The organism is Chryseomicrobium aureum (genome assembly GCF_016909155.1).
Classification (GTDB): domain Bacteria; phylum Bacillota; class Bacilli; order Bacillales_A; family Planococcaceae; genus Chryseomicrobium; species Chryseomicrobium aureum.
In genome coordinates, this window is sequence record NZ_JAFBFG010000003.1 from 126426 (window position 1) to 138926 (window position 12501).

The following is a 12501-nucleotide window of genomic DNA, read 5'->3' on the forward strand; positions in this document are numbered from 1 at the left end:
ATTAAACCTCCAAGAAATATGTATCTGGATTTTCAGGGTCGAATGGTTCATTTACCCACATAACCGTCACCATATCTGATTCTCCTAAATTTTCGATATTGTGCGTGTAACCCACCGGAATATCCACCACTTCTAACTTCTCTCCACTTACAAAGTACTCAATAATCTTTTCTTCATTTGGCTTTCGGAATCGAATGGCACCATTCCCACTCACCACCAAAAATTTCTCGTTTTTTGTGTGATGCCAGTGGTTACCTTTTATGATTCCTGGTTTAGAGATATTTATAGACACTTGCCCTCTATCTACAGTTTTGATGAACTCCGTAAATGAACCTCGTTGGTCCACGTTCATTTTTAATTCATAACTAAATTGATCTTCAGGTAAGAAGCTTAAGTACGTACTGTATAACTTCTTCTCAAATGGATCGTCTAATTTCGGAACGCTTCTATTTTCACGTGAAGCTTTAAAAGAGTAAATTAACTCAACAACTTCCCCAAGCTTCTTCTTATGCACCACTGGTAGTTCTTTATAAAGGGTATCTATACCATCTAAGCATTTGATGAATTCATTTACTACATCATCGATATAAACTAAAGTGAGTTCTACATTAGGATCATTCACTTGGATAGGAAGGTCGCGAGCGATATTATGACAAAATGTCGCAATAGCACTATTATAGTTTGGTTTGCTCCATTTACCAAATACATTCGGTAAACGGTAGATGCCGCATTCAACATTATTTTCTTCTGCATATTTTTCAACTATTTCTTCTGCAGCTTTCTTGCTAAGTCCATATGCATTCTCATTAATCGCTTGAGTAGATGAAGTGACTACCATTGGAACTATATTATTTAAGTCGAAGAAAGCTTCGATAATCTGTCGAGTGAAATCTGTGTTACCTTTTGCAAATTCATCTTCTGAAATTGGACGATTAATACCTGCCAAATGAAAAACAAATTCTGCTTCAGTTAGAATTGACTTTAGCTCTTCTTTAGTAGTGTCCCGAGTAATCTTTGAAATATTTAAGTAACCTTGATTTTTAAGTTCAGTTATTAAATTCTTCCCAATGAATCCGTTAGCACCGGTAATAGCAATCTTTAATTCTTTGCTTGCCATTTAGATAACTCCTCTTGAACATAGTCTAAAGCTAATAATTTCTCTTTGATTTCAGGAATCGTAAGTCGATGGGTGTTATGCGAGTTGTATTCATGTTCTGTTGAAAGTTTTTGATCACCTTCCACAAAATATTTGTCGTAGTTCAGATCACGCTTATCAGCCGGTACACGGTAAAAGTCACCCATGTCTTGTGCAACAACATGCTCTTCTCTTGTTAAAAGAGTTTCAAATATCTTTTCACCATGTCGAGTGCCAATTACACGAACTTTATTATCTACATTAAATAATTCTTTTAAAGCAGTCGCCAATTCACCTATCGTAGACGCAGGCGATTTTTGAACCATGATATCTCCGGCTTCAGCATTCTGGAATGCAAAGACAACAAGCTCCACAGCATCTTCTAAGCTCATTAAGAAACGAGTCATTCCTGGGTCTGTAACTGTTAAGTCTTTACCTGCTTTAATCTGCTCAATGAATAACGGAATAACAGATCCACGTGACGCCATAACGTTTCCATATCGAGTACCACAGATAAGAGTTTTCCCTGCATCCACTTTATTTGCTTTTGCAACAAATACTTTTTCCATCATCGCTTTAGATATTCCCATAGCGTTGATTGGATAGGCAGCTTTATCAGTTGATAGACATATTACCTTATTGACTCCAGCTTCAACCGCTGTAGTTACAACATTGTCAGTTCCAATAATATTTGTCTTAACAGCTTCCATTGGGAAAAACTCACATGATGGAACTTGTTTCAACGCAGCAGCATGGAATACATAATCTACTCCATACATTGCATCTCTTAAGCTATCAATATTTCTTACGTCACCTAAATAGAATTTCAATTTATCATCATTATATTTCTTCCGCATATCATCTTGCTTCTTCTCGTCACGAGAGAATATACGAATTTCTTTTACATCTGTATGTAAGAAGCGTTTCATAACAGCATTTCCGAAGGATCCTGTTCCCCCAGTAATTAATAATACTTTATTTTTAAACATGTTCTCCACCCTAACTAAATAAATTTTCCAATATTTTAACAGACTTGTTCAAGTTGAATTGCTCTTCAACTACTTTTCTTGAATTAGTAGCCATTTTATTTCTCAAATCTATGCTTTTTAATTCATTAATCGCCTCATAAAAAGCCTTTTCATCATTACCGTTAACCCATTTGCCAAAATTACCATCTATTATTAATTTCCCTATATCCGTAACTTCATCAGTTGCCGCTAGAACTGGTTTACCAAATTCCATATAGGATAGGATTCTAGAAGGATAATTTGGAATTGTAAAATTAGGATCCAGCATTATTAATCCTACATCTGATTCAACCGTAATTTTGTCATACTCGTTTCTAGGTAAATTATCTAAAACATGCGCGTTTGTAATATTATACTTACTTATAGTTTCTTCAATGTGTTTTCGTTCTGTTCCTCTTCCAACAAATAAGAAAAATACTTCAGAATCATTTTGAAATTGTATAATTGCTCGTGATAGCAAATTAATATTTTGCGGCTTCCCCATGTTTCCCCCAAAAAGAAAGAGAGTCACGTTGTTAGGTATATTCAACCTATTTCTCATTTCGTTATTATGAGTAGGTATGGTTTTAATTAGTTTCTTAGTATTAGGAAAGAGTTCTATTTTCATCTCATTTATGTGATTGTGTTGTAATAAATACTTTTTGTTGGCTTCAGACATAACACCAATTTTATCAGCCACATCATATAACTTCTTTTCTTTAAATAAAAAGTAATGGTAAATGGGATTACGCTTCGTAAATATTCCTAAGTCTACAGCATTTTGAGGAAAAATATCCTTTAGCATTAAATAGGCTGGACATTTAAATTCCTTTTTTACCCAATCAATTAAGTCAACATTTGTTGTCGGTGGAGATTCAAAAAGTATAAAATCAAATTTTTGATCCTTTAAATATTTACGAATATATTTTTTCATAAGGATTGGAATTTTTAAAGAGGTAATTCCTTTTTCCAAGAAATTTACATCGTAATAATTACCTGTCACAATTCTTAATACAGAAAAACCTCTCTCCATTCCCAACTCAGTATTTATTTTGTTTTTACTCTGTTCAGACACGGCCACCGTGATTTCATGTCCTGCCTCATGTAAGGCCTCTGCTAAATCAGTGTAGATAGTCGCCCCTTTGGAAGGTTCCGGGAATGATGTTGCTATGTATAAAATCTTCATTCAATCAAACCTTCTTTCATTAATTCCACAAATGATATACCTGATGGCACCCAACCTGCTTACAGCCCATCTTATGGTAAAAATTAATAGCTGTTAGATTTCTAATTTGTGTTCCTACTTGTAAAACTTTAATATCTCTATCATTCGCATATGCTTCCACAGTTTTGAACAACTTAGAGCCAATACCTTTAATAGCCGAGTTAACATCTACTGCGATTAATTCTATAATGCACTTCTCGCTAGCGAAAGAAAATAATACGAATCCATTTATCTCACCATTACTACCAACTGAAGTGGCATAAAATTTATCATCTCTGTTAAATGAATTCTTTAGCCACTCTCTGTATACATCTTTCCCACCTAGTTCATTTAATTTCTGATCTTCAATGAAACGTGACACTTGAAAAGATGCTAAATCTACAATCTTCTGATCGTAAGGGTAAGAACTAGTTATATTGATTCCTTCACTAATCTGCTGTTCTAAGATATTCTTCTGAAATTGAATGTTGATATCTGCTAAGAATGCATTTGTAAACTCACCTATAACTCTTGAATTAATTGGATTAGACTGTTCATTTACAATCGTAATAAACTGTACATTCATATTCTGGCCAATTAAATCAGTTAATTTTTCCACTGAAATTTCTGCATGCAAGACTAATTTTGAACACATAACTCCAAAGTGGGTTGTATCCCACTCCAATGGTGTGTATGTATATTTTTCTGATTTCATTTAATAAATCAACTCTCTTTGCTATTGCTAGTCTTTTCAACAAATACATCTTTCTGACCAAGAACAGAAATAGCTGTCTTGAAAAAAACTTTAATATCCATTAAAAATGTTAAATTGTCGATATAATAAATATCATTTTTAATTCTGTCTTTCCATGGCACAGTGTTCCGAAAGTACGCTTGATTATAACCACTTACTCCTGGTCTAACCTCTAACTTCCTCACTTCATTACCTTCATATAAATTCATATGGTCCGGAAGATCTGGGCGCGGCCCTAAAATACTCATATCACCTTTAATAATGTTCAACAATTGAGGCGTCTCATCCAAACTAGTTTTACGAATAAACTTCCCGATACTAGTGAGCCGTGGATCATTCTCTGAGTTGAATGTTGATCCATCTTCATTTCTTAAGTCAGGTGCATTTAGCTTCATAGAACGAAACTTATACATTTTAAATACTTTCCCGTCTTTTCCTAAACGAGGTGCGTTATAAAATGGAGTTCCCTTATCTTGAATATAAATAATTGGTGCGATTACAGCTAACATCAATAACCAAAATGGTAGTACAAGTAAAGCTAATACTAAATCGAGCAATCTTTTAAAATACCTTTTATACATTTGATTCTTCAACTCTTTCTACTACTTGCTCTGATAATACACTCACAACATAAGCTACTTCTTCATCCTTTAACAGAGTGTGCAAGGGTAAAGTAATCTCATTCACATACATACTATACGCATTTGGATAATCTTCAATTTTAAAACCTAGGTTCTGATAAGCTGTCATCATAGGCAGTGGCTTATAATGAACATTTGTTGAGATACCAGCTTCAGCCATTTTAATAATCAATTCGTTTCTTTGTTGCTCACTATAACCTGGTATTCTCAAGAGATATAAGTGACCAGAGGAGTTGAACCCTTCGCCATAATGATTTAATGGTTCGAGTCCAATTTTCAAAAATGCTTCATCATACATTTCAATGAGTTGTTTTCTTCTTTCAAGGATTTGATCGTATCTCTTTAACTGAACCAATCCAATACTCGCCATGATATCTGTCATATTGCATTTATAGGCAGGTAATAAAATATCGTACTCCCAGGCACCGACTTGTGTTTTCGCAAGAGCATCTTTAGATTGTCCATGTAAGCTATAAAGCATGTACTGTTTATACAACCACTCATCATCGAGTTGATTATCATTCTTCCAAACCACCGCTCCGCCTTCAGCAGTTGTGAGGTTCTTAACTGCATGGAAAGAATAAAAAGTGAAATCTGCAATTTGACCACATTGTTTGTCATGTTGAGTGGCACCGAAAGCATGAGCAGCATCCGACATTACTACTACTCGACCATATGTCTCTTGAAGTTCGCTATCTGATTTAAACAAATTCTTCTTTAATTCAACTGCTTCATAAATTGCATCATAATTACAAATCTTACCTGCTAGATCTACTGCAATTATTGCTTTAGTATTTTCTGTGATTTTAGAAGCTAGTTGAGAATAATCCATCTCAAAGGAATCCTTCTGTGTATCGACCAATACAATTTCCGCTCCAACATGATGAATAACCGATGCAGATGCTGTATATGTATAAGCAGAGGTAATCACTTCATCCCCTGGACCTACTCCTAGAATTCTCAATGTCATTTCCATTGCTGCAGTTGCGGAGTTCAAGCACACTGCTTTATTTACTCCCACATAATCAGCAATTCTTCTTTCAAATTCTTTCGTTTTAGGACCGGTAGTAATCCAGCCTGATTTAAGAGTATCTATTACTTCGGCAATTTCTTGCTCTGTTATATCTGGGGGTGAAAATGGAATATTCTTAATTTCTGAAGCATTCATTTTAAAATCCTCACTTTACTAATTGATGAATTCAATCATAGGTCAAAACTTGGCACATGATTCAAATTTGAAAGTCTATACAGCAATCTTTACACTCACCTTTTCTCACAAAGAAACGCACACCGGCCTCTCACCGGGTGCATTCTTCAGAGTTTCTTCTATTAAATAGTCTCTTTCGCTACAACCTTATCCAAATACGCTAACAAATCATCCCGCAATTCCGGACGCTTCAACGCCATTTCAATTGTAGTCTGAATGAACCCTAGTTTCTCTCCAACATCATAACGCGTACCTTCAAAATCATACGCATACACAAACTGCTTTTCATTCAACGTTTGAATCGCATCCGTCAATTGAATCTCCCCACCGGCACCCGTCTCTTGATTCTCCAAAATCTCGAAGATTTCGGGAGTTAGAATATAACGTCCCATAATCGCAAGATTCGAAGGAGCAGTTCCAGGAGCTGGCTTCTCAACAAATTGATTCACTTGATAACGTCGACCATCTTGCACTGCTGGATCAACGATTCCATAACGGTGCGTTTCATTCTCTCCAACTGTCTGTACACCAATCACAGAACGACCTAATTTATCATACTCATTCATCAATTGCTTCAACCCTGGGGTTTCTGCATCGACAATATCATCTCCGAGAAGAACCGCAAACGGCTCATCACCTATGAACTTACGCGCACACCATACAGCATGGCCTAACCCTTTAGGCTCTTTTTGACGAATATAGTGAATCTCAACATTCGATGATTTCTTCACTTCATCTAGCACATCAAGTTTGCCTTTACTCTCAAGTAACTGCTCAAGCTCAAAAGAGTTATCAAAGTGATCTTCAATCGCACGCTTCCCTTTACCTGTAACAATCAAAATATCTTCAATCCCAGAAGCAATCGCCTCTTCGACAATATATTGAATCGTCGGTTTATCAACAATCGGCAACATCTCTTTAGGCATTGCTTTTGTTGCAGGTAAAAATCGTGTTCCCAATCCTGCAGCAGGAATAATTGCTTTCCTTACTTTTACCAACTTCTTTTCCTCCTTCAACACCAAAGGTGGTGCTTTCCCCTTGTCGACCGAAGGCTGACATATCTTTTGAACTTAATCCTTATTCGGACCGAAGGTTCGAAATCTCACCATCGGCCGAAGGCTGACATATCTTTTGAACTTTTCACTGCTTCGGACCGAAGGTTCAAAGTCAGTTCGCCATAACTTCCTTCTTCTTCCTCTCCATCAAACTCCCAACATTCTTCCTGTTAGCAAGCCCCACAAGCACAGCCTTAACCTGCCCCTCATCCATCGTCGGCAACTTCTCGAGCACATAATTCAACTCACTCGCCACAATCGGCGTCGCACGTCCAATATGAATTTTCGGGAAGATAAACCCTTCTTGGATCTCAGCTGGATCAAGAAGCTCTTCGTACATCTTTTCACCTGGTCGAATACCAGAAAACTTGATGCCGATCTCTTCGACACTATAACCCGACAACTGAATGACATTCTTCGCAAGGTCCACAATCTTCACCGGCTCACCCATATCCAAGACGAACACTTCTCCACCCTTTGCAAGAGTTCCTGCTTGGATGACTAGTCGTGATGCTTCTGGAATCGTCATAAAGTAACGGGTCATCTCAGGATCTGTTACAGTGATTGGCCCACCAGCAGCAATCTGCTTTTTAAACAGAGGTACAACGGAACCCCGTGACCCTAGTACATTTCCAAATCGTACAGCAGCGAACTTTGTCTTACTCGTCTTCGCCAAGTTCTGTACAATCATCTCTGCAAAACGTTTTGTTGCGCCCATCACGTTCGGTGGGTTAACCGCTTTGTCTGTTGAAACAAGAACAAAATACCCGATACCAAATGTATCAGCAGCTTCTGCTACGTTCTTCGTACCGTAAATATTGTTCTTTACCGCTTCTAACGGATTCGCTTCCATGAGTGGCACATGCTTATGCGCAGCTGCATGGTAGATTACATCCGGCTTGTATTCTTCCATAATGGCAAAGATGCGCTCCCGATCTTGCACATCTGCAATGACCGGAATGATTTCAGTTCCTTGGGGAACCTTTTCGCGTAATTCCATGTCTATTAAGTAAATCGAATTTTCACCATGACCCAGTAGTAACAATTGTTTTGGGTTAAAACGCATAACTTGGCGACAGATTTCAGACCCTATCGAGCCACCTGCACCGGTGACAAGGATCGTCTTGTCTGTAAGTTTCTCAGAAATCGCATTGAGATCAAGTTGCACTTCTTCGCGACCAAGCAAATCTTCAATCTTTACGTCTTTAATGTCACTTACGGATACTTTCCCAGTCAATAGGTCTTCAATCAAAGGCATTGCTTGTACTTTGACACCTGTATCTACCGAAAGTTGTTTCAATACCGTCAGCGTCGATTTATCTGCAGAAGGCACTGCAATAATAATCTGCTCAATTTCATTATTTGCTACATGTTCTTTAATTTGTTTTGTGTCATACAAAACACTCAGACCTAAAATCTCAAGACCTGCTTTATTCTTATCATCATCGACAAATGCCACTGGATACAGTGGGGTATCGTGATTCTTGAGTAATTGTCTTGCTACCATCATCCCGGCTGACCCTGCACCCACAATGAGTGTGCGCTTTTTGTTCAAACGTTTGCTCGATTGGATAAAGGTATCTCGGATAACGCGCCATGAAAGCCGCGAACCACCGATCAACAGAATATGTAACATCCATGTGATCATTAAAGCACGAAGCATGACGTTTCCTGTAAAGACTAGTTGTGCTGCTGCTACGACGAGAATCGAAAATGTTACAGCTAGTGCTATCGACACAAGTTCTCGAATAGACGCATACTCCCAGACTTTTTTATACAAACCGTAATAAAATGCAAATGCATGATGAGCTACAAAGATAGAAAGTGAACTAACAAATAAATAACTCGATGCAAATGGGTTGTCGATTGGGTATAAGAAAAAATAACCAATATAAATAGAAAATAGAACTATAACTGAATCGACGACGATTAATGTCGACATACGTTTACGCAACGACAAGTTCGCACGCTCCTTCCAATATCAGTATTTAGTATACCATTTTTCCGCCATTTTTCGAGTGATTTTTTGTAATCATCTTGTAACATAAAAGGCATTTGGTCTTAGGTCTATGGCAAGTATAGACCAAAAGTTAGACGATTATTTATTTGACGACGTGATTCGACATAGGAAAATCCGTATAAATCAAATATTACTACTATAAATAATTCCACATGATTTAAATCTATTAAACTTAAAGGTATATTTAATCATTTATTATGAAAAAGGGTTCATTTTAAATTCAATGATTTTACCAAAACGGTAAAATTGTCGAAAAAAAAGAGCCTGACAGGTTCCGTCAGACTTTACGCAAAAACATTCCACCATTTTTTTTCAGCCACAAGATGTGGCTCTAAAATAATCGCGTCTTTCTTTTCTAAAATTCGGGCATTGTTTTCTAAAAATAAATCTACATAATCCGTTAGATGCGCTTTATCCATATAATCTAATCCTTCGTTAAATAAGAATGGACGAGTCGTTAGATTGTGCACATCCGATCCATAGAAGTGAATCAAATTACTTCGAATCAATGTCATCGCAGCTTTTTGCGCACCTTTTCCAAAGTGACCCGCCACACTGCCTGATGTCACTTGTGCTAAAGCACCATGTGAGATCAATCGCTCTAGTCGTGATGGTTTCTCTACGATAGCTTTATTACGTTCAGGATGCGCAATGATCGGCACGATATTTTGTGTCATGAGTTGTTGAATCAGGGGAACAGTAAAACTTGGCACTGATGAACTCGGGAGTTCAATTAATGCATAGCGCGAACCAGCAAGAGTCAAAGCTTCTTCATTATTGAGTACATCTACTGTTTTGTCCTGAATACGCAGTTCCTGTCCACCATGAATCGTGATGGGTATAGAATGCTCGTCAATTACTTGTTGTAATTCTAGCATCTTTTTCTCTACAGCTGCTTTCCCAACGTGATAATGAGGGTTATAAGCATGCGAAGTTGCAATCAAGTCTGTGATTCCTTCATCTACTGCTTTTCGCAACATTCTCACTGCTTCATCGATAGATTCTGGGCCGTCATCGACACCCGCAAGTATATGGCTATGTATATCAACCATAAATCCCTTCCTCCTTATTCCTCATTACCGTAGTATTGGTAATAGTAGACATCATTTTCATAGGTATAGTTGTTCATGACAACCCCTAAAACATTCGCATTTGATTTTTCAAGTAATTCTTTTGATTTTTCAACTGCGTCTTTTTCAGTCTTTGCTGTATTCAAGACGAGAATCGTTCCATCTGCTTTGTTTGCCATGATTTGTGCATCGGTAACAGCTAGCACTGGAGGGGCATCAAAAATAACTACGTCGAACGCTCGAAGCATTTCCATCAGTACAGCATCCATCGTGCGAGAGCCTAATAACTCTGAAGGGTTTGGTGGAATCGGTCCGCAAGTAATGATATTTAAATTATCTTGATCAGACACTTTCACAACGTCTTCAAGTGCTGCTTGACGAGTCAATAAGTTACTTAATCCGGTCGTGTTGGTCATATGGAATGTGTAATGCACAGTAGGCTTACGCATATCTGCGTCTACGAGTAACACGCGCTTCCCTTCTTGCGCGAATACAACGGCCGTATTGGCAGCTACTGTGGATTTCCCTTCACCAGGTGAACCAGATGTGAAGACTAGAGAGCGAATCTCTGTATCCGAACTAGAAAATGAGATATTTGTTCGTAATGTACGGAACTGTTCAGAAATGACGGAAGAAGGATTTGCATTTGTAACAAGCTTCCGTGCCACTGATTGAAGTGCTTGTTTTGGTTTTTTCTTAGCCATGCGTTACACCTTCCTTCTTCGATTGGTTAATTGAAGTCGGGATGATTGCAAGTCTTTATCAGAAATCGTAGCGATCATTCCGATTACTGGGTAGCCTGTCAAATCTTCGACGTCTTGTGTTGATTTCACTGTAGTATCTAAGTACTCAAGTAAGAACGCAATACCAACACCAAGCATCAGTCCTACAACGGCGGCAATTGCCATGTTCAAAGTCGGGCTTGGTTCAACTGGAGATGGATTGTCTCCAACGTTTGCTGGAGCCAGGATATTGACGTTATCCACGTTCATTAGGTCAACGATTTGTGTTTGGAATACTTGTGCAGTTGTGTTGGCAATGTCTTCTGCACGGAACGGATCTTCATCTTTTACGGTCAACGTGATGACCTGTGAATTTTGCTCACTAGAAATTGTAAGTTTTTCACTCAATTGTCCAGTCGATTCAGGAAGATTTAGTTCTTCTTTCACAAGCCCTAAAATCGCAGCACTTTTCATAATGACATTATATGTATTAATAATCTGTACGTTTGTTTGTATGTCCTGCGCTGTTATCGCAGTTGCTTCTGTTTTTTCTTGGTTGACGAGAATTTGCGTTGATGCTTGGTACATCGGGGTTAATAGTAAAAAGCTGATAATGGCTGCAAGTGTGATTGCAGTAATTGTCGACCCAATGATTAGCCATATATGTTTCTTCAGAGTCGCAAATAGGTCTTGCAAACTAATTGTTTCTTCCATAGAGTACGGTTCTCCTTTATAAATACGAATATACACGTTGGCAATTATAGCATATTTATTTCGATACTCATATGCAATTTTGAAAAAATATGTCATAATCAATGTAGATTTATCCCTATTTTAATTGTATAGGAAAGGAGTCACTATGAGGAATAAAGGACTATTTATACTAATTTTTTCAGCAGTATGCGGATTACTTATTGTGTTCAGTTATCTCGCATGGAAAGATCAAATTGACTCAATCGCACGTCCTGTCGAGCGTGTAGAGGCCAACTCAGAAGAGACCGAGCAAACCGAAGAAGTAGAGGCATCAAATGAAAGCTCCGAAAACTCTACTGTACTGGATGAGTCATTTACCAGTGCTTTAACTAATATGGACGACTCAGTACGAGCAGTATTTGAAGCTAGACAATCTGCAGGTGAGACCATTCAATTACTTGTCCTTGCGTCTGATTTAGTGGATATGGGTTCACCTAGTATGAGTGATTTATTTATAGATCAAATGACTAGTACATACGGAGATTCAGTGGAAATCAGTAAACAAACTTTCAATGAGAATTCTATCACCATCACGCAACAGCAATTGATTGATTATGACGGTGACTTTGATGTCGTCTTATTCGAACCCTTCACATTAAAGAACAATGGTGAAGTTGATATCGATACGGAGCACTCTCACATTACATCAATTGTTGAAGAGTTCAAAAATCGAGTGGAAGATGTAGCAGTAGTATTCACTCCTCCAAATCCAATCTATAATGCTTCGTATTATCCCGTTCAAGTGGAAGCCCTACTTTCATTTTTGAACGAGCAAGACTATCCAGTGATTGAGCATTGGGAAAACTGGCCAGATCCAAAAGATGAGTTGATTAAAGATTATCTAGATGAAAACAGCCGTCCGAACGCACAAGGCGCTGCAGCATGGGCACAAGCCGTTAACACCTATTTCACAGGAATCACTAATTAGAAAGC

At 37.8% G+C, this 12501-nt stretch carries 12 protein-coding genes; 1 reads left to right on the forward strand and 11 read right to left on the reverse strand.

All coding sequences use genetic code 11. From position 1 onward, the window contains the following. Position 1 precedes the first annotated feature (1 nt). The 11 genes from JOD03_RS04860 to JOD03_RS04910 all read right to left on the reverse strand — a co-directional run bounded on the left by JOD03_RS04860 (position 2) and on the right by JOD03_RS04910 (position 11529). Positions 2-1117 carry a polysaccharide biosynthesis C-terminal domain-containing protein gene (locus JOD03_RS04860; RefSeq protein ID WP_204589713.1) on the reverse strand — a complete coding sequence of 372 codons (1116 nt, stop codon included), beginning with the start codon at positions 1115-1117 and terminating at the stop codon, positions 2-4. Further along, positions 1099-2124 carry a polysaccharide biosynthesis protein gene (locus JOD03_RS04865; RefSeq protein ID WP_204589714.1) on the reverse strand — a complete coding sequence of 342 codons (1026 nt, stop codon included), beginning with the start codon at positions 2122-2124 and terminating at the stop codon, positions 1099-1101. Before JOD03_RS04865 ends, JOD03_RS04860 begins: the two co-directional genes overlap by 19 nt. A gap of 10 nt (positions 2125-2134) precedes the next feature. Continuing rightward, complete coding sequence (locus JOD03_RS04870) at positions 2135-3328, reverse strand: glycosyltransferase family 4 protein (RefSeq protein WP_204589715.1); 1194 nt, start codon at positions 3326-3328, stop codon at positions 2135-2137. 19 nt (positions 3329-3347) lie between these two features. Then, positions 3348-4061 carry a GNAT family N-acetyltransferase gene (locus tag JOD03_RS04875; protein ID WP_204589716.1) on the reverse strand — a complete coding sequence of 238 codons (714 nt, stop codon included), beginning with the start codon at positions 4059-4061 and terminating at the stop codon, positions 3348-3350. Positions 4062-4069: 8 nt separating this feature from the next. Further along, a complete protein-coding gene (locus JOD03_RS04880) occupies positions 4070-4681 on the reverse strand; it encodes a sugar transferase (RefSeq protein ID WP_204589737.1) in 612 nt (203 codons plus the stop codon). Then, positions 4674-5909 (reverse strand): DegT/DnrJ/EryC1/StrS family aminotransferase, encoded by a 1236-nt coding sequence (locus tag JOD03_RS04885; protein ID WP_204589717.1) that lies wholly within the window; start codon positions 5907-5909, stop codon positions 4674-4676. The genes JOD03_RS04880 and JOD03_RS04885 overlap by 8 nt, the downstream gene beginning before the upstream one ends. Positions 5910-6070: 161 nt before the next feature. Beyond that, positions 6071-6946 carry a UTP--glucose-1-phosphate uridylyltransferase GalU gene (gene galU, locus JOD03_RS04890; protein WP_204589718.1) on the reverse strand — a complete coding sequence of 292 codons (876 nt, stop codon included), beginning with the start codon at positions 6944-6946 and terminating at the stop codon, positions 6071-6073. Between the two features lie 169 nt (positions 6947-7115). Then, complete coding sequence (locus JOD03_RS04895) at positions 7116-8963, reverse strand: nucleoside-diphosphate sugar epimerase/dehydratase (protein WP_204589719.1); 1848 nt, start codon at positions 8961-8963, stop codon at positions 7116-7118. Positions 8964-9307: 344 nt separating this feature from the next. Continuing rightward, positions 9308-10075 (reverse strand): tyrosine-protein phosphatase, encoded by a 768-nt coding sequence (locus JOD03_RS04900; protein ID WP_204589720.1) that lies wholly within the window; start codon positions 10073-10075, stop codon positions 9308-9310. A 14-nt stretch (positions 10076-10089) separates the two neighbouring features. Then, the gene (locus JOD03_RS04905) at positions 10090-10797 is read right to left on the reverse strand and encodes a CpsD/CapB family tyrosine-protein kinase (RefSeq protein WP_204589721.1); all 708 of its coding nucleotides are present in this window, start codon (positions 10795-10797) and stop codon (positions 10090-10092) included. Positions 10798-10800: 3 nt separating this feature from the next. Next, positions 10801-11529, reverse strand: coding sequence for a YveK family protein (locus tag JOD03_RS04910; protein WP_204589722.1), 729 nt, complete (start codon positions 11527-11529; stop codon positions 10801-10803). Positions 11530-11674: 145 nt separating this feature from the next. On the opposite strand from JOD03_RS04910, the gene JOD03_RS04915 reads away from it, so the two are divergent. Next, complete coding sequence (locus JOD03_RS04915) at positions 11675-12496, forward strand: hypothetical protein (protein WP_204589723.1); 822 nt, start codon at positions 11675-11677, stop codon at positions 12494-12496. The last annotated feature ends 5 nt before the right edge of the window (positions 12497-12501 follow it).

Bases quoted from the DNA above. Each gene is read 5' to 3' on its own strand.
- JOD03_RS04880 (WP_204589737.1), bottom strand. From the start codon at position 4,681: ATGTATAAAAGGTATTTTAAAAGATTGCTCGATTTAGTATTAGCTTTA.
- JOD03_RS04885 (WP_204589717.1), bottom strand. From the start codon at position 5,909: ATGAATGCTTCAGAAATTAAGAATATTCCATTTTCACCCCCAGATATA.
- JOD03_RS04860 (WP_204589713.1), bottom strand. From the start codon at position 1,117: ATGGCAAGCAAAGAATTAAAGATTGCTATTACCGGTGCTAACGGATTC.
- JOD03_RS04905 (WP_204589721.1), bottom strand. From the start codon at position 10,797: ATGGCTAAGAAAAAACCAAAACAAGCACTTCAATCAGTGGCACGGAAG.
- JOD03_RS04875 (WP_204589716.1), bottom strand. From the start codon at position 4,061: ATGAAATCAGAAAAATATACATACACACCATTGGAGTGGGATACAACC.
- JOD03_RS04865 (WP_204589714.1), bottom strand. From the start codon at position 2,124: ATGTTTAAAAATAAAGTATTATTAATTACTGGGGGAACAGGATCCTTC.
- JOD03_RS04870 (WP_204589715.1), bottom strand. From the start codon at position 3,328: ATGAAGATTTTATACATAGCAACATCATTCCCGGAACCTTCCAAAGGG.
- JOD03_RS04910 (WP_204589722.1), bottom strand. From the start codon at position 11,529: ATGGAAGAAACAATTAGTTTGCAAGACCTATTTGCGACTCTGAAGAAA.
- JOD03_RS04915 (WP_204589723.1), top strand. From the start codon at position 11,675: ATGAGGAATAAAGGACTATTTATACTAATTTTTTCAGCAGTATGCGGA.
- JOD03_RS04900 (WP_204589720.1), bottom strand. From the start codon at position 10,075: ATGGTTGATATACATAGCCATATACTTGCGGGTGTCGATGACGGCCCA.